Annotated in this window: 20 protein-coding genes; 5 read left to right on the top strand and 15 right to left on the bottom strand. The window is 61.6% G+C overall.

Going from position 1 to position 25,390, the window contains the following annotated elements:
- Nucleotides 1–6 precede the first annotated feature (6 nt).
- The 10 genes from argE to ACZ9IU_RS21650 form a co-directional block, all read right to left on the bottom strand.
- Nucleotides 7–1,161 carry an acetylornithine deacetylase gene (argE, locus tag ACZ9IU_RS21695; RefSeq protein ID WP_038546999.1) on the bottom strand — a complete coding sequence of 385 codons (1,155 nt, stop codon included), beginning with the start codon at nt 1,159–1,161 and terminating at the stop codon, nt 7–9.
- Nucleotides 1,161–2,768 carry an ABC transporter substrate-binding protein gene (locus tag ACZ9IU_RS21690; RefSeq protein ID WP_051899887.1) on the bottom strand — a complete coding sequence of 536 codons (1,608 nt, stop codon included), beginning with the start codon at nt 2,766–2,768 and terminating at the stop codon, nt 1,161–1,163. Before ACZ9IU_RS21690 ends, argE begins: the two co-directional genes overlap by 1 nt.
- 321 nt (nt 2,769–3,089) lie before the next feature.
- Nucleotides 3,090–5,051 carry a 3-hydroxyacyl-CoA dehydrogenase NAD-binding domain-containing protein gene (locus tag ACZ9IU_RS21685; protein ID WP_038546997.1) on the bottom strand — a complete coding sequence of 654 codons (1,962 nt, stop codon included), beginning with the start codon at nt 5,049–5,051 and terminating at the stop codon, nt 3,090–3,092.
- A gap of 7 nt (nt 5,052–5,058) precedes the next feature.
- The gene (locus tag ACZ9IU_RS21680) at nt 5,059–5,454 is read right to left on the bottom strand and encodes a RidA family protein (RefSeq protein ID WP_038546994.1); all 396 of its coding nucleotides are present in this window, start codon (nt 5,452–5,454) and stop codon (nt 5,059–5,061) included.
- Complete coding sequence (locus ACZ9IU_RS21675; RefSeq protein ID WP_038546991.1) at nt 5,432–5,863, bottom strand: acyl-CoA thioesterase; 432 nt, start codon at nt 5,861–5,863, stop codon at nt 5,432–5,434. Before ACZ9IU_RS21675 ends, ACZ9IU_RS21680 begins: the two co-directional genes overlap by 23 nt.
- A gap of 8 nt (nt 5,864–5,871) precedes the next feature.
- Complete coding sequence (locus ACZ9IU_RS21670) at nt 5,872–7,047, bottom strand: acyl-CoA dehydrogenase family protein (protein ID WP_080719240.1); 1,176 nt, start codon at nt 7,045–7,047, stop codon at nt 5,872–5,874.
- Nucleotides 7,047–7,889, bottom strand: a complete 843-nt coding sequence (locus ACZ9IU_RS21665; protein WP_038546988.1) for an enoyl-CoA hydratase family protein — start codon at nt 7,887–7,889, stop codon at nt 7,047–7,049. Before ACZ9IU_RS21665 ends, ACZ9IU_RS21670 begins: the two co-directional genes overlap by 1 nt.
- A 59-nt stretch (nt 7,890–7,948) precedes the next feature.
- Nucleotides 7,949–8,395 carry a cupin domain-containing protein gene (locus tag ACZ9IU_RS21660; protein ID WP_038546986.1) on the bottom strand — a complete coding sequence of 149 codons (447 nt, stop codon included), beginning with the start codon at nt 8,393–8,395 and terminating at the stop codon, nt 7,949–7,951.
- A gap of 43 nt (nt 8,396–8,438) precedes the next feature.
- Nucleotides 8,439–9,251 carry an SDR family NAD(P)-dependent oxidoreductase gene (locus ACZ9IU_RS21655; protein ID WP_038546983.1) on the bottom strand — a complete coding sequence of 271 codons (813 nt, stop codon included), beginning with the start codon at nt 9,249–9,251 and terminating at the stop codon, nt 8,439–8,441.
- 10 nt (nt 9,252–9,261) lie between these two features.
- Entirely contained in the window at nt 9,262–11,607 is a 2,346-nt protein-coding gene (locus ACZ9IU_RS21650) for a bifunctional salicylyl-CoA 5-hydroxylase/oxidoreductase (RefSeq protein ID WP_038546980.1), read from the bottom strand.
- Nucleotides 11,608–11,903: 296 nt separating this feature from the next.
- Between ACZ9IU_RS21650 and ACZ9IU_RS21645 the strand changes: the two genes are divergently transcribed.
- From ACZ9IU_RS21645 to ACZ9IU_RS21630, 4 genes are all read left to right on the top strand, one after another.
- Nucleotides 11,904–14,060, top strand: coding sequence for a ferredoxin family protein (locus tag ACZ9IU_RS21645; protein ID WP_038546977.1), 2,157 nt, complete (start codon nt 11,904–11,906; stop codon nt 14,058–14,060).
- A gap of 3 nt (nt 14,061–14,063) precedes the next feature.
- The gene (locus ACZ9IU_RS21640; protein WP_038546974.1) at nt 14,064–15,611 is read left to right on the top strand and encodes an indolepyruvate oxidoreductase subunit beta family protein; all 1,548 of its coding nucleotides are present in this window, start codon (nt 14,064–14,066) and stop codon (nt 15,609–15,611) included.
- A gap of 101 nt (nt 15,612–15,712) precedes the next feature.
- A complete protein-coding gene (mprF, locus tag ACZ9IU_RS21635; RefSeq protein WP_038546970.1) occupies nt 15,713–18,295 on the top strand; it encodes a bifunctional lysylphosphatidylglycerol flippase/synthetase MprF in 2,583 nt (860 codons plus the stop codon).
- The gene (locus tag ACZ9IU_RS21630) at nt 18,292–19,662 is read left to right on the top strand and encodes an AcvB/VirJ family lysyl-phosphatidylglycerol hydrolase (protein WP_157885189.1); all 1,371 of its coding nucleotides are present in this window, start codon (nt 18,292–18,294) and stop codon (nt 19,660–19,662) included. The genes mprF and ACZ9IU_RS21630 overlap by 4 nt, the downstream gene beginning before the upstream one ends.
- Before the next feature lie 5 nt (nt 19,663–19,667).
- On the opposite strand, the gene ACZ9IU_RS21625 is transcribed toward ACZ9IU_RS21630, so the two are convergent.
- The 3 genes from ACZ9IU_RS21625 to ACZ9IU_RS21615 all read right to left on the bottom strand — a co-directional run bounded on the left by ACZ9IU_RS21625 (nt 19,668) and on the right by ACZ9IU_RS21615 (nt 22,643).
- A complete protein-coding gene (locus tag ACZ9IU_RS21625; RefSeq protein WP_038549831.1) occupies nt 19,668–20,177 on the bottom strand; it encodes a MarR family winged helix-turn-helix transcriptional regulator in 510 nt (169 codons plus the stop codon).
- A 29-nt stretch (nt 20,178–20,206) separates the two neighbouring features.
- On the bottom strand, nt 20,207–21,796 hold the full coding sequence (locus ACZ9IU_RS21620) for a phytoene desaturase family protein (protein ID WP_038546967.1): 1,590 nt from the start codon (nt 21,794–21,796) through the stop codon (nt 20,207–20,209).
- A 64-nt stretch (nt 21,797–21,860) separates the two neighbouring features.
- Entirely contained in the window at nt 21,861–22,643 is a 783-nt protein-coding gene (locus ACZ9IU_RS21615) for a cyclase family protein (protein ID WP_038546964.1), read from the bottom strand.
- Nucleotides 22,644–23,094: 451 nt separating this feature from the next.
- On the opposite strand from ACZ9IU_RS21615, the gene ACZ9IU_RS21610 reads away from it, so the two are divergent.
- Complete coding sequence (locus ACZ9IU_RS21610; RefSeq protein WP_038546963.1) at nt 23,095–23,610, top strand: MarR family winged helix-turn-helix transcriptional regulator; 516 nt, start codon at nt 23,095–23,097, stop codon at nt 23,608–23,610.
- A gap of 18 nt (nt 23,611–23,628) precedes the next feature.
- Here the strand turns inward: ACZ9IU_RS21610 and ACZ9IU_RS21605 are convergent, their stop codons facing one another.
- Together ACZ9IU_RS21605 and ACZ9IU_RS21600 are read right to left on the bottom strand one after the other, a co-directional pair.
- A complete protein-coding gene (locus ACZ9IU_RS21605) occupies nt 23,629–24,303 on the bottom strand; it encodes an amino acid ABC transporter permease (protein ID WP_038546961.1) in 675 nt (224 codons plus the stop codon).
- Between the two features lie 77 nt (nt 24,304–24,380).
- Complete coding sequence (locus ACZ9IU_RS21600; RefSeq protein ID WP_038546958.1) at nt 24,381–25,184, bottom strand: ABC transporter substrate-binding protein; 804 nt, start codon at nt 25,182–25,184, stop codon at nt 24,381–24,383.
- Between the last annotated feature and the right edge of the window lie 206 nt (nt 25,185–25,390).

Genomic DNA, 25,390 nt, shown 5'->3' with positions numbered 1-25,390 from the left:
AATTCCTTAGCAGCAGCTATCCCCGAGCCGGTCGAGGAAGGTGGCGCATTTCTCGAGCTCGGAAATCGCAACCGATTCATCCGGCTGATGGGCGTCGGCGATATCGCCCGGTCCGATGACGACCGAGGGGACACCGGCGATCTGGAAAATGCCCGCTTCCGTGCCATAGGAAACATAGCGGGGTTCGGTGCGGCCGAGAAGCGCCAACAGTTCCGCATCGAGCGTGGGGTCGTTATTGGGTTTGAGGCCCGGGATGCTGGCCTGGACGTCGAAGACGATGCCACAGGATGGATCGATCGCCTTCATGGCCGGTTCGAGCTTTTCGGCGGCAAAACGCTTCATGTGCTCCAGCACTTCATAAGTATTCTGACCCGGAATGAGGCGCATTTCCCAGAAGAATTCGCAGTTTTCGGAGACGATATTGCCGTGCAGGCCGCCCCTGATGACGGTGACCTGGGTCGTCGAATAGGGCGGATCCAATCCTTCGAACTGCGGGCCGTTGCGCATGTCCTCGCGGATGCGGTTGATTTCGGCGATCATGTCGCCGGCGACCATGACTGCGTTGACGTAGCGATCCGGCTGGGAGGAGTGGCCGGGTTTGCCCTTGATGCGGCACCAGCCGATCAGTCCGCCCTTGTGGGCCGCAATCATGTCCATGCTGGTCGCTTCGCCGATGACAGCGAGCCGCGGCTTCAGGTCGCTCTGGCCCACCCATTCGGCCATCGAGCCGACGCCGGTGCAGCCGACCTCCTCGTCATAAGAAAAGGCGAGGTGGACGGGCTTCTTGAGGTTCTTGGCGGCAATGCCGGGGACGGCCGCAAGACAGCAGGCGAGAAAACCCTTCATGTCGGTGGCGCCGCGACCGATCAGGCGGCCGTTCGCTTCCCTGAGCGTCCACGGATCGCCGGTCCAGGCCTGGCCTTCGGTCGGCACCACATCCGTATGGCCGCTGAAAATGATGCCGCCGGGCGCTTCCGGGCCGATCGTGATCAGCGCGTTTGCCTTGTCGCCCTCGGGGTTGGCAAAGCGCCGGACGCGCGCCCCGAAGGAGGCGGTCTGGTCTTCGACATATCTGAGCAGGTCGAGGTTGGAAACGGCGCTGACCGTGGGATAAGACACGAGACTGGCAAGCTGCCTCGTTATATCGGTTGCAATGGTCATTACTTCACCGTGAAATAACGCAGCGGATAGGCAAGGTCGGCCGGCTGGACGACGGTGACGTTGTCCTTGACGCCCCAGAGAATGTTCAACTGGTGGAGCGGAATGAAGGCAACGTCGGCCTTCATGAGCTTGAAGGCCTGGGTGATATAGCCGGTGCGCTTGGCCTGGTCGGTCTCCTTGCCGATCAGGTCGATCAGCTTGTCGACCTCCGGATTGGAGTAGCCGCCGATGTTGAAGGCGCCGAGGCCGCTCTTGGCGTCGCGGGTGGCGGCAATCGAGGTCAGGAAGATGTGGGCGTCATAGGTGGCCGGCGAATAACCGAGCATCGCCATGCTGGTATTGTATTCGGGCGGGTTGACCTGGGTCGCCCACTTGGCGGTCGGCTGGGCACGCGGATCGACCTTGATGTTGATGCGGGCGAGCGAAGCGGCGACAGCAAGGCAGGTCGCCTCGTCGTTCATGAAACGGTCGCTAGTGCAATCGAGCGTAACGGAAAAACCGTTTTCGTAGCCGGCTTCCTTCATCAGCGCCTTGGCCTTGTCGACGTCGGGCTTTACCGGCGCGCCGAGAGCTGCATCGAAACCGTTGACTTCCTTGCCGATCGGCAGGCCGACCGGTACGGAGAAATTGCGCATGATGCGCTTCTGGATCGCGCCGGTATCGATCGCCAGTTCCATCGCCTGGCGGACCTTCAGTTCCTTGAAGGGGTTCTTGGTCTTTTCGCTGCCGAAGATCAGGCTGTCGCGGGCGACGTCGGGCTGGATGTAGATGGTCCGGAGGTCCGGACCCGCCTGCATATGCAGCTTCGGATCGTTCTCGATGCGCTCGGCATCCTGCGGCGGCACGCCGTCGATCATGTCGACTTCGCCGGAGATGAGGGCGGATACGCGGGTCGACGGGTTGGGGATCACGAAGAACGTCGCATTGTCGACATTGCCGGTCTTCTTGTCCCACCAGCCTGGGTTCGGCGCAAAGACCGTCTTCACGCCCGGATCCCGCTCCTTGATGACGTAGGGACCGGTGCCCATGGCATTGCGGTTGGCAAAGGTTTCGGTGGCGTTGTTGGCGGCACCCGGCTGCACGGTGTTGTTGGCTTCGGCCCATTCCTTGTCCATGATGTACCAGTTGGTGATCTGGTTCGGCAGGATCGGGTTGATGGCGCGGGTCTTGATGCGGATCTTGTAATCGTCGACCTTCTCGATCGAAGCAACCGAATTGAGGTTTGCCTTGATGCCACCGGCCTGGCCGCGGGTCAGCGAGAAGATTACGTCATCGGCATTGAAGGCATTGCCGTTCGAAAATTTCACATCCTTGCGAAGGTTGAATTCCCAGGTCGTGCCGTCGATCTGCTTCCAGTCGGTCGCAAGTGCCGCCTCGATCTTCTGCTCGGCGTTACGGCGGACAAGCGGTTCGTAGACATTGGCGAGAACGGCGAAGATCAGCGTGTTCGAAACCGCATGGGGATCGAGCGTATAGGCATCGAGCGGGCCGGCGAACTTGAAATCCGCCGCCTGGGCCATGCCTCCAAGCGGAGCGGCGATCGCGGCTGCGGCGATGGTACCCAGCAGCATCTTACGTTTGAATGCAGAAAACGGGAAAGGCATCATGATCTCCTAAGCGCGCCACGAGACAGTCGGAATACGGGACAACGATGCGGTAGATATTTTATGATTAAAATATCTCGACGGAGTGAGCTCTGGAAGTGTGAGCATGCAGCGTTCCCTGTCGTTGTTTTGAGATGCCTACTTGCGAGGCTTGGGCAAACAATAGGCGATTTAAGGAAACATGCAAGCATGTTTGATCAAATGAGCGTAACTCTTTCGGGCGAGCGGATTCCGAGCACGCAAAAGGGTCTCAAAGACCTTGAAGGCATCGGAATATTACAAGCGTATCAGGGGTTTATGTTTCTAAAGGCGCCTTCGTAAGCCTTAAGTCATGGCAAACATCGGACCGCCCTTATGGGCGGGAAAGCCGTAGCCGTTGATCATCACCAGGTCGATATCGCTGCTCCTCGCGGCGATCCCTTCCGCCAGCAGGGCCTCACCTTCCAATGACATTGCGCCGAGCAATCTTTCGAGAATATCGTTCCTCGAAAATGTGCGCGGGGTGATGCCCTTTTGGGCTCGCGCGGCTTCTATGATAGCGGTCACCTCCGGGTCGACGGTCCGCTTGCCGTTCGGATAATCGTACCAGCCGCGGCCGGTTTTCTGGCCCAGGCGTCCCGCCTCGCAGAGCGTATCGGCAATCTCGACATAACGCACCGAGGGATCGCGGGTGGCCGCCTGCCGCTTGCGGCGGGCCCAGGCGATTTCGAGGCCGGCCATGTCGTAGACGGCGAACAAGCCCATGGGGAAACCGTAGTCTTCCAGCGCAGCATCGACCTCGTGCGGCAGGGCGCCGTCTTCCAGCAGAAATTCGGCTTCACGGCGATAGGCGGAAAAGATGCGGTTGCCGATGAAGCCTTCGGTGACGCCGGTGACGACCGGCAGCTTGCGCAGTTTCTTGGCGACCGCCAGCCCTGTCGCCAGCACATCCGGTGCGGTCTTGGCGCAGCGCACGACTTCCAGGAGGCGCATCACGTGGGCAGGCGAGAAGAAATGCAGGCCAAGCACCCGTTCCGGATGGGCGGTCGCGGCGGCGATCTCGTCCGGGTTCAGATAGCTGGTATTGGTCGCCAGCACGGCATCCGGGCGGATGACCTTGTCGAGACGCCGGAAGAGATCGGTCTTGACCGCGAGATCGTCGAACACGGCTTCGACGACGAGATCGCAACGGGCGAGATCGACATCTTCCGCTGTCGCGGAAAGGCGCGCCTTCTGGGCCTCGAACCCGGCCTCGTCGAGGCGGCCTGCGGCGACATTGCGCTCCAGCAGGCCGATGATGCGTTGGCGGCCCTTTTCGGCGGCTTCCGACGTTTGATCGAGGCCGATCACCGAATAACCGGCGCCAAGGGCTGCGACTGCGATGCCACTGCCCATGAGGCCCAGGCCGCAGATGCCGATGGTCTCGACCGGGCGAGGCTTGACACCTTCCAGACCTTCGACCTTGGAAGATTCCCGCTCGGCAAAGAAGACATGGCGTAGCGCTGCCGCCTCGCGGCTGTCGCGCAGTGCCAGGAAGGTGGCGCGTTCATCTGCCAGTCCTTCGGCAAGCGGGCGATTGGACGCGGTGATCAGCCGAACTGCTTCCACCGGCGCCTTCTGGCCGCGCACCTTGGCGAGGATCTTGGCCGAGGCTTTTTCGATTTCGGCCGAATCGATAGCGGCGATGTTCAGCTCGCCCGTGCGGCGGAGTGGTTTCTCAGCCAAGGTCAAGGCCGCGGATATTGCTGCCTCGACGAGATCGCCCGCGACCACCTCGTCGATGATCCCGAGCTTCAGGGCTTCCTCGGCCTTCACCGAACGTCCGGAGGTGATGAGGTCGAGCGCTGCCGGAATGCCGATCAGGCGCGGCAGGCGTTGCGTTCCGCCCGCGCCCGGCACGATGCCGAGTTTGACTTCCGGCAGGCCGACCTGTGCAGCCGGCGAGGCGATGCGATAGTGGCAGGTAAGTGCCACTTCGAGACCGCCGCCGAGTGCTGCACCGTTCAGCGCTGCGACGACAGGCTTCGACAGACCTTCGATCTTCTCGATGACATCAGGCAAGGTCGGCTCCATGGCCGGCTTGCCGAATTCCTTGATGTCGGCACCGCCGATGAACGTCTTTCCGGCGCCCGTAATAGTGACGCCGGTGATCTCGCCCGTCGTTTCGCTATAGGCGAGAGCTTTTTCCAGCCCGCTGCGGACATCGACAGAGGTTGCATTGACCGGCGGATTGTCGATGGTGACAACCAGAACCCCGTTCCGGATCGTGGCGGAAACCGTAGCGGAAAATTCGATCGTCTCGTTCATAATTGCCTCAGGCCGGAATGACGGCTGTCGCCTGGATTTCGATCTTGGCGCGGTCTTCCACCAGCGCCACGACCTGCATGGCGGCCATGGCCGGAAAGTGCTTGCCGATGATCTCGCGATAAACCTGGCCGATGCCCTTGAGGTTGCCGAGATATTCGGCCTTGTCGGTGAAATACCAGGTCATGGTGGTGATGTGCTCGGGCCCGGCGCCGGCCTCGGCCAGCACGGCGACGACGTTCTGCAGCGTCTGCTTGACCTGGCCGACGAAATCGTCGGTTTCGAACTGGCATTGGCCGTTCCAGCCGATCTGCCCGCCGACGAAGATCTGGCGGCCGTTGGCGGCGACGCCGTTGGCGTAACCGATCGGTTTTGCCCAGCCTTCAGGCTGCAGGATGGTGTGCATTATTCTTCTCCAAATGCTGTGTCAGCGCTGCGCGCATATCGTCGGGCCAGGGTAGGGCCTTGTGGGTTTCGTTGGAGGTGGCGACCAGCCGCTGCCTGGCGGTCCAGAGCAGGCGGTCGCCGGCCCGCACCTCGTATTCGAGATCGGCGGAACTGTTGCCGATCCGCATAACCTTGATGGTGAAATCCATCATATCGCCATGGTAGCCAGGGCTCTTGAACGCGACGTCCAGCGTCACGGTCGGCACACCGATCTTGCGGCGGCTGATCATGTCCGGCCAGGACGAACCGATCGCGCCGAAAAATTCCTCGCAAACGCCGACCATGATGTTCAGATAGGAGGGGAAATAGGCGATGCCGGAAGGGTCGCAATCTCCAAAATTCAATCGGCGGGATGTCGTGTAAGCCATGATCGCCCTCACGCCTTCAACAGTTCGCGGGCGATGATGAGCTTCTGGACCTCGGTCGCGCCTTCGTAGATGCGCAGCGCCCGGATTTCCCGGTAGAGGCTCTCGGTAATCTCGCCGCTCTTCACGCCGCGGCCGCCAAAGATCTGTACCGCCCGGTCGATGACGCTTTGGGCGTTCTCCGTCGCCACCATCTTGGCCATCGCGGCCTCCTTGGTGGTCGGCAGGCCCTGCACGTCGCGACGCCAGGCGGCACGGTAGGTGAGGAGTGCGCCGGCATCGATCTGGGCTGCCATGTCGCCGAAGGCGGCTTGCGTCAGTTGCAGATCGGAAAGGCGATTGCCGAACATCGGCCGCGCCTTGGCATAGGCGAGCGCCTCATCCAGTGCCCGCTTGGCGAAACCGAGAGCGGCGGCGGCGACGGAGGCTCGGAAAATGTCGAGAGTCCGCATGGCGATCTTGAAGCCTTCGCCAGGCGCGCCCAGCAGGCGTGAAACCGGGATGCGGCAGTTTTCGAAGCGGATCGTTGCCAGCGGATGCGGGGCGATGACATCGATGCGCTCAGCAATGGAGAAGCCCGGATCGTCGGCGAACACCACGAAAGCAGAGATGCCGCGCGTACCGGGCGCTTCCCCGGTGCGGACAAAAACAGTGTAGACGTCGGCGATGCCGCCGTTGGAGATCCAGGTCTTTTCACCGTCGAGGATATAGTGGTCGCCGTCCTTTCGGGCAGCACAGGCCATGGCGGCGACATCCGAACCGGCTTCCTTTTCCGACAGCGCGAAGGCGGAGATCCATTCGCCGGACTGCGCTTTCGGCAGGACGGTTCGGCGAAGCTCTTCAGAACCGGAAAGGCCGATCGCGCCGGTGCCGAGGCCCTGCATGGCGAAGGCGAAGTCGGCAAGGCCGTCATGCCAGGCAAGCGTTTCGCGGGTCAGGCAGGCGGCGCGGCTGTCAATTGGTTGGCTGCCGCCGGCGCCGGTCGCCGCGTCGAGAAGGCCGGCGTTTCCGAGCGCCTTAACGATGGCGCGGCAGGCGCCGTCCGTGTCCGAATGATCGATATGGCTCAGCGCGCCTGAAGCCGCGAAGGCATCCAGTTTTTCGGCGAGCGCCTTGTGGCTGTCGTCGAAGAAAGGCCAGTCGAGGAAATCGCGTGCCGGCCCTTTGAGCATCGTGGGGTTCGCCATCAGTCGCCCTCGAAGACCGGTTTGCGCTTTTCGGCAAAAGCCTCGAAGGCGCGGCGGAAATCCTTGGTCGCCATGCAGATCGCCTGTGCCTGGGCTTCGGATTCGATCATCTCTTCGATGCCCATCGCCCATTCCTGGTTCAGCATGGTCTTGGTCATCGTATGTGCGAACCACGGACCATCGGCCAGCGAATGCGCGAGCTTGACGGCCTCTTCCTCGAGAACGTCACCAGGATGGATGGTATTGAAGAAGCCCCAGGCTTCGCCTTCGCGGGCGTTCATCGTGCGGCCGGTGAAGAGCAGTTCGGCGGCGCGGCCCTGGCCGATGATGCGCGGCAGGATCCCGCAGGCCCCCATGTCGGCTCCCGCAAGGCCGACGCGGGTAAACAGGAAGGCGGTCTTGGTTTCGGGCGTTGCCAGCCGCATGTCGGAAGCCATGGCGAGGATCGCGCCTGCCCCCATGCAGATGCCGTCGACCGCAGCCACGATCGGCTGCGGGCATTTCTTCATCGCCTTGACGAGATCGCCGGTCATGCGGGTGAAGGCGAGCAGGTCCGGCATCGCCATACGGGTCAGCGGCTCGATGATTTCGAAGACGTCGCCGCCGGAGGAGAAATTGCCGCCGGCGCCGGTCAGGACGATCGAGCGGATGTCGGAGGCGTAAACGAGATCGCGGAAAAGATCGCGCAACTCCGCATAACTTTCGAAGGTCAGCGGGTTCTTGCGCTCCGGACGATTGAGGCGAACCGTCCCGACGCGGCCGTTTTCGCTCACTTCCCAGAGGAAATGTTTCGGCTGGTAGTCGCGAAAACTGCGCTTCATGTCCTTCATCACGTCACTCATGTTCGTCTCCTCTCCTTTTCATCGACCGTCCCTTTCCGGGCGGCAGGACCTCTCCCGCGTCAGTCGTTGGCGGAGGGTGGCAGGAAATCCACCTCGTGCGCGGCGGAAACCTTCACGATCTCCTCCACGTCGGTCATTTCGTGCAGCTCTTCGAAAAGTTGTCGGAGCTTGCGGGCCGGAGAGACCCAGAAGAGTGCCCGGCACGGCTTGTCGGACTTGTTGAAGTAACCGTGAGGGATGCCGCGCGGCATGCGCACCAGATCTCCGGCCTTCGCCTTGACCCACTGGCCGTCGAGCTTCAGATCGAGTTCGCCCTCCTGCACGAGGATGAATTCGTCCTGGGTCGGGTGGACGTGCACAGGCACGAACTGCCCCGGCAGGCTGTTGGTTTCAAAGGCGAAGGTGTCGTCGCAGACCGCCTTCGGGAAATAGACCTGGCCGAGGATATTCCAGCTGGTGCCGTTATATCCGCTACCATTCTCGGTTATGCCCTTTTCCAGTTTCATCCTGATCTCCCGGTTTTCGTTTCCTGGTTCATGCCGAGGCCGACTAGCCTGCCATGACTTCTCCCCCGGCAACCGCGATTGCCTGTCCGTTGATCGACGCCGCTCCGGGCGATGCCAGCCACAGAACCGTGTCTGCGACTTCCTCCGGCTTCACCAGCCGCCCCTGTGGATTGTTCTTGGTAAATTCTTGTCGCGCCTGCTCTTCCGTCCGTCCGGTCTTTGCGACGATCGTCTCGATCGAGCGGGCGATCAGCGGCGTGTCCGTGAAGCCAGGGCAGACGGCGTTGACGGTGATGCCAGTCCTGGCAAGCTCCAGCGCCAGCGAGCGGGTGAGGCCGACGACACCATGTTTTGCGGCCACATAGGCCGAAACATAGGCGTAGCCGGTGAGCCCCGCAGTCGAGGCGATATTGATGATGCGGGCGCCTGCGCCAAAAGCCTTGAGATCCGGCAGCACGGCCTGGGTCACGAGGAATACGCCGGTGAGATCGACCGACATGACGCGGCTCCACATCTCCAGCGAGGTCCTTTCGAAGGGCGCGCTTGGGCCTTCGCCGGCATTGTTGACGAGGATATCGACAGGACCGAACGCGGCTCGCGCCGTCTTGAGGCCATTGTCGATGGCCATCTCGTCGGTGACGTCGAAACCGTCCGCGACGCAGGCCTTGTCCCTGCCAAGCGTTGCGGCAAGTGCCTCCAGAGGCTCGGCCCGCCGGCCGGCGAGGGTCACCCGCGCGCCGGCTTCCACCAGCGCCGTCGCGATCGCCGCGCCGATGCCCGAGCCCGCGCCGGTGACGAGGGCGTGACGGTTGGCAAGTCTGGCACTGGCAAGACTGGCAGAGGGCGCTTCGCTCATGATGCGATCCTTATTTCGCCGCCGCCGGGCCGACAGCCGGAGGGGCAACGGCGGCCGCGGCACGCGCAAGGTTGGTCTCGTATTGCGCCTTGCCGGAATAATACTGTTTCGGCCACGGAATGTCCGTCAAGCCGATCTTTGCCGCTTCATGCAGCACCCAGGCCGGATCTGCGAGATGCGGACGGGCGACGGCGCAGAGGTCGGCGCGGCCGGCGGCGATGATCGAATTGGCATGATCGGCCTCCGAAATGGCGCCGACGGCGATGGTCGGGATACCGATTTCGTTGCGGATCTTGTCGGAGAAGGGCGTCTGGAAGAGGCGGCCATAGACCGGCTTTTCTTCCTTCCACACCTGACCGGACGAGCAGTCGATCAGGTCGGCACCGGCATCCTTGAACATCTGCGCGTAGATTGCCGCGTCTTCCGGCGTGTTTCCGCCTTCGAACCAGTCATGGCAGGAGAGACGCACGGAAATCGGTTTGTTTGCCGGCCAGACCGCCCGGACTGCCTTGAAGACTTGCAGCGGATAACGCGCGCGGTTTTCGTGGCTGCCGCCGTATTCGTCGGTGCGGATGTTGGTGAGCGGCGACAGGAAACTCGACAGAAGATAACCGTGGGCGCAGTGCAGCTCCAACCAGTCGGCATCGGCTTCAGCCGCGAATTTCGCTGAGCGGACGTGATCGGCGATGACACGATCCATGTCGGCGCGGTCCATCGCCTTGGGAACCTGGCTGGTCTTGAGGTAGGGCAGAGCAGATGCCGAGATCAGATCCCAGCCGCCTTCCTCGACCGGCTGGTCGATGCCTTCCCAGGCGACCTTGGTCGAACCCTTGCGGCCGGCGTGTCCTAGCTGGATGCCGACCTTGGCGGCGGAATTGTCATGCACGAAGGTGACGAAGCGTTTCCAGGCGGCCGCCTGTTCCTCGTTCCAGAGGCCGAGGCAGCCGGGAGTGATGCGGGCCTCCGGCGAGACGCAGGTCATTTCCCCAAACACGAGGCCGGCACCGCCCAGCGCACGGGAGCCGAGGTGGACCAGATGGAAATCGTCCAGCAGCCCGTCCCTGGCAGAATACATGGCCATCGGCGACATGACGATGCGGTTCGGCAGATGGGTTTCGCGGAGCGAATAGGGCGTGAACATCGGCGGCAGGGTGCGGCCGTTGCCGGTCACCTCAATGCCGTTTTTTCTGGCGAACCAGCGTTCATAACCTTCCAGCCATTTGGGATCGCGCAGGCGCAGGTTTTCGTGGCTGATGCGCTGCGAGCGCGTCAGCATCGAATACATGAACTGTTCCGGCTCCAGCGTATCGGCGTAACGCTGGCCGACCACTTCGAACCATTCCATGGCGTTGCGGGCGGCATTCTGGATGCGGGCGACGTCAACGCGGCGGATTTCCTCGTAGGTTTCGAGGACTTCCGGGATCTTGTCCTTCGAATGGCCGAGCTTGTTGAACTGGTTGCTGAGCTCGATCGCGTCGTCGATCGCGAGCTTGGTGCCGGAACCGATGGCGAAATGGGCGGTATGGGCGGCGTCGCCCATCAGCACGACATGCGAGTTGCCGTTGAAATGGCTCCACTTGCCGCAGATCAGGCGGTTGAAGTTCAGCCAGGCGCTGCCGCGCAGATGCCGGGCATTGGTCATCAACTCGGAGCCTTCGAGGACTTCCGAGAACAGGTCCTGGCAGAAGTCGATCGAGCCCTGCTGGTCCATCTGGCCAAGGCCGTGCTTTTCGTAAGCTTCTTCCGTCGTTTCGACGATGAAGGTCGAGGTCTTGTCGTCGAACTTGTAGATATGGGCCTGAAACCAGCCGTGATCCGTCTTGCGGAAATCGAAGGTGAAGGCGTCGAACAGCTTGTTTGTGCCGAGCCAGATATAGCGGTTCGGACGCACGACGAGGTCCGGTTCGAAGACCTCCGGATAACGGTTGCGGATCTTCGAGTTGAAGCCGTCCGAGGCAATGATTAGGTCGGCATCCGGATAATCGACATCGCCATTGGAGTCGGTTTCAAAAACAAGCTCGACGCCGAGCGCCTCGCAGCGGCGCTGCAGGATGTTCAAGAGCTTCTTGCGGCCGATGCCGACAAAGCCGTGGCCGGAGGTGCGCTGGCGTGTGCCCTTGAACAGCAGGTCGATATCGTCCCAGTGATTGAAGGCATCCTCGATTTCGGCCGCACTTTCCGGGTCCCAGGCCTTCATCGATACCATGGTGGCATCGGAGAAGACGACGCCCCAGCCGAACGTGTCGTAGGGCTTGTTGCGTTCGACGACGGAAATGGAATGCTCGGGGTGCAGCTTCTTCATCAGGAGCGCGAAATAGAGACCGGCCGGGCCGCCACCGATACAGACGATGCGCATATCCAAGTCCTCCTGACGTTCAGTCGATCATTATTTTAAGTTTAAACTATATGGCGTTTGATCGACCCGTCAAGCGGATTTGCGGCCACGCCGGCAGTTTTCATGCTGGATCGGCCAAATAATATGCATTAGCATATATAATGGCCCTGTTGCTCGCTCCTCTGTCCCGCTCGATGTTCGAATGAAGCAAGACTTGCCGTTCCGCCGGCATTTGTGAATTGACAAATGGCCGGTGCCGAAAATATGCTTTTGCAAATGATTATGGATTGAAGCCGACAAGGCGAAGGGGAACTGCCATGGCCGAGCGATCTTTTGCGCGCGAAGTCGAGGATCTCAAGTTAGGAGAAGGCGAGATTTTTCGTGGGGAAGGCATTCTCGCCATCACCAAGGCGCTGCTGCAATCCGGCGTTTCCTATGTCGGCGGTTACCAGGGCTCTCCGATCTCGCATCTGATGGACGTGCTCGCCGACGCCAAGGATATCATGGAGGATCTCGGGGTCCATTTCGAGACCTCGGCCTCGGAAGCGGCAGCGGCAGCGATGTTGTCTGCCTCGGTGATGTATCCGGTGCGTGGCGCGGTAACCTGGAAATCGACTGCCGGCACCAATGTCGCGTCGGACGCGCTCTCCAACCTGTCTTCCGGCGGCGTCAATGGTGGCGCGCTGATCATCCTCGGCGAGGATTTCGGTGAAGGTTCGTCGATCATGCAGGAGCGCAGCCATGCGTTCGCGATGAAATCGCAGATGTGGCTTCTCGACCCGCGGCCGAACCTGCCGTCGATGGTCCAGGCGGTCGAGGATGGTTTCCAGCTTTCCGAAGCGTCGAATACGCCCGTCATGCTGGAAGTGCGCATCCGCGCCTGTCACGTGCACGGCCAGTTCGTCGCCAAGGATAACCAGCGGCCAAAATTCACGCTTCGGCAGGCGCTGGAAAACCCGATCCGCGACGTCAACCGCATCGTCCTGCCGCCGGCGAATTTCGGGCAAGAGAAAGACAAGCTGGAGCGCCGCTGGCCGGCTGCCGTCAACTTCATCAAGGAAAGGAAGCTCAACGAGTATTTCGGCCCTGACGAAGGCGAGATCGGCATCATCACGCTCGGCGGTCTCTACAACGGCGTCATGCGCGGCCTGCAGCAGCTGGGTCTCGCCGATGTCTACGGCAATTCCTCGGTGCCGATCTATGTGATGAACGTCGCCTATCCGACGATCGACGACGAAGTGATCGATTTCTGTCTCGGCAAGAAGGCCGTGATCATGGTGGAAGAAGGCGCGCCGGAATATGTCGAGCAGTCGCTCCACACGCTGATGCGCCGCCGCGATATCCAGACCCGCCTGCACGGCAAGGACATTCTCCCGCTTGGCGGTGAATATACCGCGCCTGTCATGATGAAGGGGCTGAAGACCTTCATCGAGATGTACGATCGCCTGCTGCTCGGCAACCAGCCGCCGGTGCCGGATCCGAGCGATGTCCTCAACGATCCGAAGGTGAAGGCGCTGGCCGAAGTCGTGCCAGCGCGTCCCGCCGGTTTCTGCACCGGCTGCCCGGAGCGACCGATCTTTGCGGCCATGAAGCTGGTCGAAAAGGAACTCGGCGAACACCACGTCTCGGCGGATATCGGCTGTCACCTGTTCTCGATCCTGCCGCCCTTCAATATCGGCGGCACGACGATGGGCTACGGTCTTGGCCCTGCTTCCGCTTCCGCCTTCAATGTCGAGGCGGACAAGCGCTCGATCGCGGTCATGGGCGATGGCGGTTTCTGGCACAACGGCCTGGCGACCTCGGTCGGCAATGCGGTGTTCAACAAACAGGACGGCGTCATCCTCGTCGTCGACAATTTCTATTCTGCGGCGACCGGCGGGCAGGACATTCTCTCCTCCCGCGCCATCAACCCGAACCGCAAGACCAACAATTCGATCGTCAATGCGGTGAAGGGCATCGGGGCCACCTGGGTGCGCCAGATCGACCGCACCTATGACGTCGCCAAGATGCGCGACACGCTGAAGGAAGCGCTGACGAGCAAGGAAAAAGGCCCGAAGATCATCGTCGCCTCTTCCGAATGTATGCTGAACAAGCAGCGCCGCGTGAAGCCGCAGTTCAATCAGGCGGTCAAGGACGGCAAGCGCATGGTGAAGGAGCGCTTCGGGGTGGACGAGGATGTCTGCACCGGCGATCACGCCTGCATCCGGCTTTCCGGCTGCCCGTCGCTATCGGTGAAGCATACGGATGATCCGCTGAAGGACGATCCGGTCGCGGCGATCGACAACAGCTGCGTCGGCTGCGGCAATTGCGGTGAGGTTTCGGAAGCCGCCGTTCTCTGTCCGTCGTTCTATCGCGCCGATATCATCCACAATCCGACCGGCTGGGACAAGTTCCTCTCGAAATTCCGTAGCTCGGTGATCGGCTGGCTGCAGGCCCGCCGCGCCGCCGGCCGCGTCGTTTTTGCAGAGGTTTGATCGATGAACGAGACCGTGAACCTCAAGACGCTCCATGCTTCCGACAAGCCGCTGACGCTGGCGATCATGGCCATGGGCGGCCAGGGCGGCGGCGTGCTGGCCGATTGGATCGTCGGCCTTGCCGAAGAGCAGGACTGGATGGCGCAGTCGACATCGGTGCCGGGCGTTGCCCAGCGCACCGGCGCGACGATCTATTATATCGAAATGCTGCCCACCCGCGACGGTGTGTCGCCGATCTTCTCGCTGATGCCGACTCCGGGCGACGTTGACATCGTGCTGGCCGCCGAGCTGATGGAAGCCGGACGCTCCGTGCTGCGCGGTCTGGTGACGCCGGACAAGACCACGCTGATCGCCTCGACGCACCGTTCCTTCGCGGTCGGCGAGAAGGAGAAGCCGGGCGACGGCATCGGCGATCCGACCGTGGTGGTCGGCGCGACCGATTTCGCCGCCAAACGCACCATCGCCTTCGACATGGATACGCTGGCGACGAAAAACGGCAGCGTGATTTCCGCCTCGATGTTCGGCGCACTTGCGGCAGCCGATGTGCTGCCCTTCCCGAAGGAAGCCTTCGAGGCGGTAATTCGCGGCGGCGGCAAAGGCATCGAACCCAGCCTCAGGGCTTTCAATGCCGCCTACGAGCGGGCGAAAACCAAGCCGCGCGACGAAGTGGTCGCGATGGCGCCGAAGCGTTTCGATACGATGCCGGAAACCGCTGGCCATCCGGATCTCGATCGTCTCGTCCATCGCATGCGCGCAGAATTTCCGGAGGTCGCCTGGCCGCTGCTGTTTGCAGGCGTCAAGAAGCTCACGGATTTCCAGGATCCGGCCTATGCCGGCGAATATCTTGATCGGGTCGGCAAACTTTATGCCCTCGACCGTGCCAATGGCGGCAGCGAGCACGATTATGCTTTCACCGTCCAGTCCGCGAAATATGTCGCCATCGCCATGGCCTATGACGATGTCATCCGCGTCGCGGACCTCAAGACCCGTGGCACCCGCTTCAATCGGGTCGCCAAGGAAGTCGGCGTCAAGCAGGACCAGATCCTCTACATGACCGAATACATGCATCCGCGCATGGAAGAGGTCGTTGGGACCATGCCGAAAGGGCTCGGTCTCTGGGTCGAAAACCGCCCGAAGGTCTTTGCCTGGCTCGATCGCCGCATCAACAAGGGCCGTCGCGTGCAGACCGGCACGCTCTTCTGGTTCCTGACGCTTTATACGCTGGCAGCGTTGCGGCGCACCCGACGTGGCACGCTCCGGCACCTGCGCGAGACCGAACACCGTGAGGCCTGGCTCAATACCGCGACGTCGTTTCTTCCGAGAAATTACGATCTCGCGGTCGAGGTGATCAACAACCGCCGCCTGGTGAAGGGTTATTCCGACACCCATGCGCGTGGGCTTTCGAAGTTCGACCGGGTGATGTCGGCACTGACGACCTTGGCGGACCGCGAAGACGGTGCTGCCTGGATGAAGCGCCTGCGCCAGGCGGCTCTTCTGGACGAAAGCGGCATTGCTCTCGACGGCGCGTTGAAGACGGTCTCTACGCTTTAGGTTTTAAGGATAAAGACACATTATAGCCGCGATCCCGTTGCTTTTGCTGCGTATCTGACCGAAGTCTAGACACCCAGTTTTTGCAAGTACCGGCAGCCCACATGGAATCCACGGATCGTCAGCCAAGTCGCTTTCGAGACATTCTTGAGACGTACCGTCCTTACCTCATCGCCGTTGCGGCGCTGGCGGTTTTCGCGTTCACGACTTTTGCAATCTACAACCTCACGACCGAGGTCAGCTATGACGATGTTATCGAGGCGCTCGCCAACACGCGTTTATCCTCGATCGGCCTTGCGGTTTTCTTCACGGCCCTGAGCTTCGCGGCACTGGTCGGATACGACGTGAACGCGATTACCTATATTGGCCGTTCCTTGCCGTTCGTGCCTGTCGCGATAACGGCCTTCAGTGCTTACGCGGTCGGCAACACGGCTGGCTTTGGAGCGCTCAGCGGCGGGGCCATCCGGTTCCGCGCCTATTCGCGCCTGGGGCTTTCGCCGGACGATATCGGTCGCGTCATCGCATTCGTGACACTTGCCTTCGGCATCGGGCTTCTGGCGGTCACGGCGCTCGCATCGCTGGTCACCGCGCCGAGGATCGGCGCCCTCCTCGATATCGACGGTGATTGGGTGCGCGCCGGTGCAATCGTGATCATCATCGTGCTCACTGCGGTTCTGATCCTCGGGCGGGACGGACGAACGGTCTCGGTCGGAAGCTTGAGCATCCGTCTGCCGGATAGCCGCACGTCCTCACAGCAGTTCCTGATCACCGCGCTCGACATCGCCGCCTCGGCCTCGGTTCTCTACGTGCTCCTGCCGCAGACGGAAATTGGCTGGCCATCCTTCCTGGCGATCTATGCGACCGCCGTGGGCCTGGGTGTCCTCAGCCATGTGCCAGCCGGTCTCGGCGTCTTCGAGACGGTGATCGTAGCGGCACTCGGCAATCGGGTCAGCCTTGACGAAGTGCTCGGCAGTCTCGTTCTCTACCGCGTTATCTATCACGTCCTGCCGCTGCTCATCGCCACGCTGATGGTGATTGGCATCGAAGTTCGCCAGCTAGCCCATCATCCCGTTGCCTCGACGCTTCGCAAGCTCGAATTCCGTCTCGCGCCGCCGCTTCTGGCGACGTTCTCGATGATCGCCGGCGCAATGCTGATCTTCTCGAGCGTGACGCCGACACCGGATTTCGATATCAATTTCCTCGGGAACTACCTGCCGCTGCCGGTGTTCGAAGGCGCGCATTTCCTTTCCAGCATTCTAGGCCTGCTGCTGTTCATCACGGCGCGCGGCATTGGCCAGCGGCTGGACGGTGCGTGGTGGGCCGCCATGGTCTGCACCGCCTTGGCACTGGTTTTGGCCTTCATGCGGGCGCTTGCGCTTTTCGAGGCATCGTTCCTGGTTATCCTGCTGATCGGCCTGTTCCTCAGCGCCCGGCAGTTCAAGCGCCGGGCATCGCTGTTCGGGCAGGTGCTGTCGCCGAGCTGGATCGCCGCCATGCTCATCGTCGTCGCCGCAGCGATCACGGTACTGCTTTTCGTCTATCGCGAAGTGGACTACAGCCGCGAACTCTGGTGGCAGTTCGAATTTTCCGAGGAAGCGCCGCGCGGCTTGCGCGCAGTCCTTGGCCTTGCGATTTTCGCGGCCACAATCTCCCTGTTCAGTCTTTTGCGGCCGGCGGCCAGACGTTCGGCTCTGTCCACAGCGGACGATCTGGAGCGGGCAATCCGGCTCGTCATGGCTCACGACAATGCGGACGCCAACCTTGTGCGGATGGGCGACAAGCGGCTGATGTTCTCCGAGAGCGGCAATGCCTTCCTCATGTACGGCATCCAGGGGCGCTCCTGGATTGCGCTTTTCGATCCGGTCGGACCGCAGGAGGAGATGGCGGATCTCGTTTGGCGTTTCGTCGAGGAAGCTCGCGCCCAGGGTGGTCGCGCCGTGCTCTATCAGATTTCGCCCGGCCTTCTTTCTCATTGCGCCGATGCTGGGCTGAGGGCCTTCAAGCTCGGTGAATTGGCGATCGTCGACCTGTCCCGCTTCGACCTCAAGGGCAGTCGGCTGGCCGGGCTTCGCCAAGCCGTCAACAAGGGTGCACGCGAAGGGCTGGAGTTTTCCGTCATCGAGCAGCCGGACGTGATGGCGCATGTCGAAGAACTCCGGCGCGTGTCGGATGCCTGGCTGGAAGATCACAATACCCGTGAGAAGACTTTTTCGCTCGGCGCTTTCCGGGATGATTATGTCAGCGCCCAGCCGGTCGCGATCCTCAGGAAGGACGGCCGCATCGTCGCTTTCGCGACGCTGTCGCTCACCGATACGAAGCAAGAAGGTACCGTCGACTTGATGCGCTTTATGCCGGATGCGCCGAAAGGCTCGATGGATTTCCTGTTCGTGAAGATCATGGAATATCTTCGCGATGCCGGTTATAGACATTTCAATCTCGGCATGGCTCCGCTGTCCGGCATGTCCACACGCGAGGCTGCGCTCGCCTGGGACCGGATCGGCAGCGTTGTTTTCGAGCATGGCGAACGGTTCTACAATTTCAAAGGGTTGAAAGCCTTCAAGTCGAAGTTCCATCCCGCCTGGGAGCCTCGTTACCTCGCTGTGGCAGGGGGCGTAAGCCCCGCTATCGTGATGATGGACGCAACGCTCCTGATCGGCGGCGGCTTGAGAGGAGTGGTTGGTAAATGATGTTTCTGCGTTCTTTTTTTGTCGCGCTTGCCGCTCTGCTGTGTGGCGCCTTGCCGGTCGCCGCCCAGGATCAGCAGGACTATCATACAGGCCTGATCCCGCAGCCGCGTATCCTCGTGCCGAACAATGGCAGCGAGCTCGAAGGCATCGTTTTCCTGATTTCCGGCGGGCAGGGTTGGGGGGCTCGGGAGGATACCGAGGCGCAGAAGCTGCTTGCCGCCGGTGCGGCCGTGGTCGGCATCGATTTCCCCTCCTATATCAAGTCGCTCGGCGCCGACGACGGCGAATGCATCTACATGGTTTCCGATATCGAGGACGTCTCACAGCAGGTGCAGCGGCGGATCGGCAATCCGCAATATCGTCACCCGATCGTCGCCGGCATCGGCGAGGGCGGCGCCTTGGCGCTTGCGATGATTTCCCAGAGCCCGAATGCGACGATCGACGAGGCCATTGCGGTCGATCCGCTGGCAGGCATCCCGCTTGCGAAGGAACTCTGCACGCCGGCCTCCAAGCAGAAAATCGGCGATCGCATCGTTTATGGTTTTGACGACGGTGCTCTGCCGGCCGCGGTGACGATCATTTCCACCGCTACAGCCGATGCAGCCGGCAAGGCACATGGCCTTCGCCTGAAACAGGATCATCCCGAGGTCGAGCTCAGCAATTCGGGCGAGACCTCCGATGTGGCGCTCTCGCAGGCGCTTGCCGCACGCATCGCGGCTACCGGCCGTACAAGCCAGCCGCTCGACCTGCCGCTGAACGTGCTTCAAGCCAAGCCGGCGATGAACACGATGGCGGTGATCTTCTCCGGCGATGGCGGGTGGCGCGACCTCGACAGCGAAGTGGGAGGTTATCTGCAGTCGCAGGGAATCCCGACGATAGGGCTGGATTCGCTGCGATATTTCTGGTCCGAACGCACGCCGCAGGCGACTGCGGAGGATCTGGCGAAGATCATCGAATATTATCGCCGGCAATGGGACGTTCAGAACGTCTTGCTGGTCGGCTATTCGTTTGGCGCCGATGTGCTGCCAGCCGCCTACAACCTCCTGCCGGCAGCAGACCGGGTGCGAGTGAAGCAGATCACGCTGCTCGGCCTGTCGAACAAGGTGGATTACGAAATTTCCGTGACCGGGTGGCTCGGCGTCGCAAGCGACGGAAAGGGAGGCGATCCGATGACCGACATCGTCAGGATCGATCCGAAGCTCATCCAATGCGTCTACGGCACCGATGAGGACGACGATCCCTGCCCGACGTTGAAGACCAAAGGCGTCGAGGTGGTGCCGATCGAGGGCGGACATCATTTCGACGAGAACTACCAGGCGCTCGGCAAACGTATCCGCGACAGCCTGCAGACCCGGCTTTCGAAATAGACCGGTCAGATCTCGTGCTTGCGGATGTTGAGGAGGATCTTGTGCAGCGTGCCCGTGAAGGCGCGGTATTCTTCCTCGTCGATGCCGTCGAACATCCGCAGCAATGAATCATACATGGTCGGCCAGAAGCGCCCAAAGGCGGCACGGCCTTCCTCGGTGATCGTCACATCACGGATGCGCATGTCCTCGGCGCGCGGCGTGCGGCGAATGTAACCCTGGTCTTCGAGGGAATCGAGCGTGCGGCTCATGGTCGACTGTTCGATGACGGCGAAGACGGAAAGCTCGTTGATGGTGAGCGAAGCAGAGACGCTGAGGACCGCAAGCGTGCGCATCTTGGCCGTCGACAAGTCGTATTCGCGCAACTCCTCCGCCATGTTGGAATTCCAGCGGGAGATGATGCGGTTCATCAGATAGGGTGCGAAATGGTTGAGGCCGATCTCGCCCATGGTCGGCCGATTTTCCTGATCGCCCTCCTGATGCCAGCGCAGCACCACGCCTGAAAACCGTTCTGCCATGAAATCCATGTCTCCTAGACCACGTCGTTTCAACGCAACGACGATGCGAGCAGAAAGCCGGAGCCGCCGGCAAGCCCCGGTCCCGGATGGGTCGAGGCGCCGATATGATAAAGGCCCGGCACGTGGGTGCGGTGGTTAACAGACGACTTGAAGGGCCGCCAGAGGAAAAACTGGTCGAGCCCGCAGAAGCCGCCATAGGGATCGCCACCGACGAGGTTCATGTTCATCGCCTCCAGATCGCCCGGCGAGAAGGCGCGTCGGGCGAGCTTGATTTCGGCAAAATTCTCGATGTGGCGGGAAAGCAGAGCCTCGACGCGGTCGGCATAAAGTTCGCGCAGTTCGTCGGTCCAGCGGCCGTCGGCAGGTGTGGCGATCTCACCGGCCGCGTCGCCCTTGATGAAGCGCGGCGCTTCGGGAAGCTGCAGCCAGAGTATCGACTTGCCGTCCGGCGCGCGCGACGGATCGAAGCTGACGGGCTGGCCGACGCAGACGGTCGGCTCGGCCGGCAGCAGTCCGCGTTCGCATTCGTTGGTGGCACGCGAGACGCCGTCGAGACCGGATGTCAGGTGAAGCAGCGCCACTTTGGCGAGCTCCGGGTCGCCCTTCCAGCGCGGCGGCGCGGAGAGGGCGTAATGGATCTGCATGTTTCCCTTGCCATAACGGTAGCGTGCGACGCTTTCCTTTACGTCTGCGGGGGCGGGCTGCGGCCAGTCCTTCAGCAGCCGGTCATAGATCTGGTTCGGCGTCGTGGAGCAGACGACGCCGGATGCGGCGTGGATCGTCTCGCCGCCTGCAAGCCGCACGCCGGCCGCCTTGTTATCCGGACCGGGAAGGATACGTTCGACATCCGCGCCAGTGCGGATCGCGCCGCCTTGATCCGTGATCAGCCGTTCGAAGGCGGTGACGAGGTTAGCCGCGCCGCCCTTGACGATCGGGCAGCCGGCGAGCTCGATAGCAAAACCGATGACCTTGACCATTTCGGCCGAATAGGCGCTTTCCGGCGCCAGGCCGCAATGCAGGACCCAGGGCGCCCAGAGTGCGTGAGCGCCTTCCGACTTGTAGGTGGTTTCGAGATAACCGCGCGCTGGTGTCAGTGCATCGCCGAACCAGGCAGCGAGTTGGCGCAGGCCCTTGCCCCATCCCTGTCTGGCGACCGTTTTCAGCGTCGTGCCGGACCAGAGTGCGCCGCCGAGCAGGGAGAACAGGAAGGCCGCATCGGTGCCAAGCGCATTCATTTCCTTGTCGAACGTCTTGCCGTCGCCGGCTGCGAGGGCCTCGAAGGTTGCGATATTGCGCTGGCGATCTTTTGAGAAGATGACGGAGGAGCCGTCCGGGCACAGCACGCCGGTCGGCAGGTCGGCATGGGCGAATTCGAGGCCACGGGCTTCAAGATCCTTGCCGAGCGCGCCGTAGGCGGGCGAGGTCAGGAACAGCACCATGGTGGTGGCCATCACATCGTGGATAAAGCCGGGCTCGGTGATTTCATCGGTGTGCAGGCAGCCGCCGATGCGGTCGCTGCGCTCCAGAACGAGGACCTTTTTGCCCTTCTTGCCGAGCATGGCGGCGGCGACGAGCGCGTTGATGCCGCTGCCGACGATGATGTAGTCGAAATCCGCCATGCCGCCCGTCTTCCTGCTGGATACGGAAAGGGCCGGAACCTTCCGGTCCGGCCCTTCGATCGGATCAGGAGATCAGCGCAAGGGCGCGGACCGGTGAACCGGTGCCCTTGACGAGCTTCAGCGGAGCGGCGATCAGCACGGCGCCCTTCGGTGGCAGCTGATCGAGGTTCGACAGCGATGCGAGGCCGTATTTGCCGGCGCCGTGCATGAGGTTGTGGGCCGGGAAAGGCGGGTTCATGCCGCCGGCCGAACCGGCATCGGTGCCGATGGTTTCCTGGCCCCAGCCGATAATGTCCTTCGAAATCAGGTATTGGATCGCTTCGGCGGTCGGACCGGGAGAATGCGGGCCGTTCTCGTCTGCGTTCAGGAAGGTTTCGGTCGAGCCGTTGCGCTTGTACCAGTCGGAGCGCATCAGCACCCAGCTGCCGGCCTCGATCGCGCCATGCTCGGCTTCCCATTCCTTGATGCTGTCGACGGTCAGCAGATAATCCGGGTTTTCGGCGGATTCCTTGGAACGGTCGATGACATTGACCGGCGCCACGAAATTCTGCGGCGGGATGGTGTCGGTCGTGTTGTTCGGTTTGTCCTTGCCTGTAACCCAATGACAGGGCGCATCGAAATGCGTGCCGGTGTGCTCACCGAGTTCCAGCCAGTTCCAGGCCCAGAACGGACCGTCCTCGTTGTATTCGGAGATCGTGTGGACGGCGACTTTCGGCGTGTTCTTGCCGAACTGCGGCGGCAGGTAAAGAACGGGAGTATCCGGCCCGAGCGGCGCCGTCAGGTCGACGACCTTGACCGAGCCGGAGAGAAGAGCGGAAGCGAGACTGGTGAGCGTGCTGGAAGACATGGTGCCGGGTTCCCCTTGAATTGACCGGTTTCGTAAGCCGGGCAGCAGCCGGTTTTCCTCTCCGGATGCCGCTGAACGATGAGGGAGCCTATTGCAGAAAATATGAGGATGCAAGCAACTGGGAGAGGCTGCATCGCGCAAATTTATGTGGTCGATCCCTATCGAAGAACATCGATCACTTCCGTGAGAAATAGGCTGTTGCGGACTCAGTGAAGGGCAAGCATGAGTAGCTATCCGCTTATCGACAGATTGCCTGTTCTTGATGCTGTTTTCAGAAAATGTATGCATATGAATAAATAATGGACGCGGATGACGGCTAATGATGGGGTGATGGTCGGGCCAGTCACGTGGGCTGGCGAGCGCCGTTCCCAATAATGGTCGCAGCACGAACCTTTGACATTTCAAATATCTGCTTCTAGACGGTGGATCGGTTACAGAGGCAGCATTCGAAATGGTAGAAGCAGAAGCGGTCGGCGTCGATCTGGAGATCATCGTCCAGGGCGCCCATGGGCGGTCGAAGCCCGAGCTGCGCCTGTGGCTGCGGATGCTGTCGACCACCAAGCTGATCAGCCAGGAAATCCGCCGCCGCCTGCGCGCCGAGTTCGGCGCGACGCTGCCGCAGTTCGACCTGATGGCGCAGCTCTATCGGGAGAAAGACGGGCTTCGGCTTGGCGAGCTTTCCAAGCGCACCATGGTCACCAACGGCAATGTCACCGGGCTCGTCGAGAGGCTCGAAGCCGATGGTTACGTTCAGCGGGTTACGCCGCAGGGCGACCGGCGCGTGACCGTGGCAAAACTGACCGAGGCGGGTGTGACACTGTTTGCGGCGATGGCCGCGGCGCACGAAGGCTGGCTGCAGGACATGATGGCGGATATCGACCCGGATGCGGTCGCGGCGCTCTGGTCGGAGATCGGCACGGTCAAGGCTTCCGCCAACAACCACCTTTCCGGCGCCGCCTTCGAATAGGCCTCGCCGTCTCCGGCGTCAGCGCTTCTGTTCCTTGTTGAACCTCTGTTCGAGCAGATTGACCAGCCGCACCATCGGCCAGAGGAAGGCGATGTAGATCAGCGCAGCGCCGATCAGCGGCGTCGGGTTGGCATAGAGCGCCTGCGCGTCCGTCGCCTCCTTGAGAAGCTCCGGCAGCGCGACGGTTGAGGCGAGCGACGTGTCCTTGAACATCGAGACGCAGTTATTGGTCATCGGCGGAATGACGATGCGGATCGCCTGCGGCAGCACGACCTTGCGCAGCGTGACGAAGAAAGGCAGGCCGAGAGCCGCCGCCGCCTCGAATTGGCCGCGCGGAATGCCCTCGATGCCGGAGCGGAAAATTTCAGCCGAATAGGCCGCCATGACGATCGAGAAGGCGAGGCCGGCGGACGTCCAGGAGGACAGGCGGATGCCGACGAACGGCAGCGCGTAGTAGATGAGGATCAGCACCACCAGCATCGGCGCCGCGCGAAAGATGTCGATATAAAACACCGTCAGATAACGCACCGGCTTTGGCCCGTAGAGGCGCAGAAGCGCGATCACCAACCCGATCGGAATGCCGATGCCAATGCCCGCGACGCCGAGCAGGAAGGTGTTGATCAATCCACGCAGCAGCGCTGGAAATGCGTCGCCGAGAACCCCGAGGTTGAAGAATGTATCGAGGAGGGTCATTTCCTGGTGCCTTTACGCTCACGAAAAAGCCGGCCGTCGCCGGCCGGCATGACTAGGGTGTATTATCGGTAGCCGGCTCAGGGCTTCGGCAGCGGCTGTTCGACGGCGGAAGCGGAACCGGCCGCCGGATCGGAGCCGAACCACTTCTTGTGGATCGCGGCCAGAGTGCCGTCCTTCTTCATGGCGGTGATCGCGTCGTTCGCCTTGGCCAGCAGCGGGTGATCCTTGGTCATCATCAGGCCGTATTGTTCGCCGGTCTTGATGCGCACCTTGACGGCGAGGTCCTTCATCTTGAGGAAGGCGTATTCCATGCCCGGGACGTCGCTAACGGCCACATCGGCACGACCGGCGGAGAGATCCATCAGCAGGTCCTGCTGGGCATTGTAGCTCTTGATGTCGGTGATGCCGTATTTTTCCTTGTTGTCCTTGGCCCACTTGTCGCCGGTGGAACCGGCAAGCACGCCGACGACCTTGCCCTTCAGGTCTTCGACCTTGGAAACGGTCGCTTCCTTGCGGGTGGCAATGCCCATGTCGGCGTCATAATAGGCTTGGGTGAAGGACTGGCTGCCGAGGCGTTCCTTGGTGATGGTGATCGAGGAGATCGCCACATCGATACGCTTCGAAGAGGTGGCCGCAAAGAGCGCCTGGAAGCCGAGGTCCGAAATTTCGACCGTCATGCCGAGACGTTTGGCGACTTCGTTGACGATATCGACTTCGAAACCCTCGAACGTACCCGCAGCCGTCTTGTATTCGAAGGGCGGATTGCTCGGATAGGAGCCGACGGCAAGCGATGCCGCGGAGGCAAAGCCGGCGCTCGCGACGGACAGCGCCGCGGCACCCGCAAGGCCAAAAAAGGCGCGGCGGAAAAGGGTCGTGGTCATGATTGCGTTCCCTCTGTTTTGGTGACCGGCGGCTGTTTTCCCTGCCGGATCGGATGCGAATTCTTCTTGATCGTTGGTAGATGAAGTGACCTGAGCGGGCCCTTTCCCAAGAGCTATCCGGCGGCGTCTCATATCCTCTTTCAACGCGCCTGGAAGCGGATCGTGATGGAAAATCCGGCAAGTTTCAAGGGGAAAGATTGAAGCTT

The organism is Mesorhizobium sp. USDA 4132 (assembly GCF_056279545.1).
Note: the sequence above shows the minus strand (reverse complement) of the source record. Positions and strands in the feature narration are given on the sequence as shown.

What these genes read in the sequence shown, in the direction of transcription:
- ACZ9IU_RS21640 (WP_038546974.1), top strand. Translation starts at nt 14,064, where the DNA reads ATGAACGAGACCGTGAACCTCAAGACGCTCCATGCTTCCGACAAGCCG.
- mprF (WP_038546970.1), top strand. Translation starts at nt 15,713, where the DNA reads ATGGAATCCACGGATCGTCAGCCAAGTCGCTTTCGAGACATTCTTGAG.
- ACZ9IU_RS21600 (WP_038546958.1), bottom strand. Translation starts at nt 25,184, where the DNA reads ATGACCACGACCCTTTTCCGCCGCGCCTTTTTTGGCCTTGCGGGTGCC.
- ACZ9IU_RS21665 (WP_038546988.1), bottom strand. Translation starts at nt 7,889, where the DNA reads ATGAGTGACGTGATGAAGGACATGAAGCGCAGTTTTCGCGACTACCAG.
- ACZ9IU_RS21670 (WP_080719240.1), bottom strand. Translation starts at nt 7,047, where the DNA reads ATGGCGAACCCCACGATGCTCAAAGGGCCGGCACGCGATTTCCTCGAC.
- ACZ9IU_RS21625 (WP_038549831.1), bottom strand. Translation starts at nt 20,177, where the DNA reads ATGGCAGAACGGTTTTCAGGCGTGGTGCTGCGCTGGCATCAGGAGGGC.
- ACZ9IU_RS21605 (WP_038546961.1), bottom strand. Translation starts at nt 24,303, where the DNA reads ATGACCCTCCTCGATACATTCTTCAACCTCGGGGTTCTCGGCGACGCA.
- ACZ9IU_RS21675 (WP_038546991.1), bottom strand. Translation starts at nt 5,863, where the DNA reads ATGGCTTACACGACATCCCGCCGATTGAATTTTGGAGATTGCGACCCT.
- ACZ9IU_RS21630 (WP_157885189.1), top strand. Translation starts at nt 18,292, where the DNA reads ATGATGTTTCTGCGTTCTTTTTTTGTCGCGCTTGCCGCTCTGCTGTGT.
- ACZ9IU_RS21615 (WP_038546964.1), bottom strand. Translation starts at nt 22,643, where the DNA reads ATGTCTTCCAGCACGCTCACCAGTCTCGCTTCCGCTCTTCTCTCCGGC.
- argE (WP_038546999.1), bottom strand. Translation starts at nt 1,161, where the DNA reads ATGACCATTGCAACCGATATAACGAGGCAGCTTGCCAGTCTCGTGTCT.
- ACZ9IU_RS21610 (WP_038546963.1), top strand. Translation starts at nt 23,095, where the DNA reads ATGGTAGAAGCAGAAGCGGTCGGCGTCGATCTGGAGATCATCGTCCAG.
- ACZ9IU_RS21680 (WP_038546994.1), bottom strand. Translation starts at nt 5,454, where the DNA reads ATGCACACCATCCTGCAGCCTGAAGGCTGGGCAAAACCGATCGGTTAC.
- ACZ9IU_RS21685 (WP_038546997.1), bottom strand. Translation starts at nt 5,051, where the DNA reads ATGAACGAGACGATCGAATTTTCCGCTACGGTTTCCGCCACGATCCGG.
- ACZ9IU_RS21655 (WP_038546983.1), bottom strand. Translation starts at nt 9,251, where the DNA reads ATGAGCGAAGCGCCCTCTGCCAGTCTTGCCAGTGCCAGACTTGCCAAC.
- ACZ9IU_RS21650 (WP_038546980.1), bottom strand. Translation starts at nt 11,607, where the DNA reads ATGCGCATCGTCTGTATCGGTGGCGGCCCGGCCGGTCTCTATTTCGCG.
- ACZ9IU_RS21645 (WP_038546977.1), top strand. Translation starts at nt 11,904, where the DNA reads ATGGCCGAGCGATCTTTTGCGCGCGAAGTCGAGGATCTCAAGTTAGGA.
- ACZ9IU_RS21690 (WP_051899887.1), bottom strand. Translation starts at nt 2,768, where the DNA reads ATGATGCCTTTCCCGTTTTCTGCATTCAAACGTAAGATGCTGCTGGGT.
- ACZ9IU_RS21660 (WP_038546986.1), bottom strand. Translation starts at nt 8,395, where the DNA reads ATGAAACTGGAAAAGGGCATAACCGAGAATGGTAGCGGATATAACGGC.
- ACZ9IU_RS21620 (WP_038546967.1), bottom strand. Translation starts at nt 21,796, where the DNA reads ATGGCGGATTTCGACTACATCATCGTCGGCAGCGGCATCAACGCGCTC.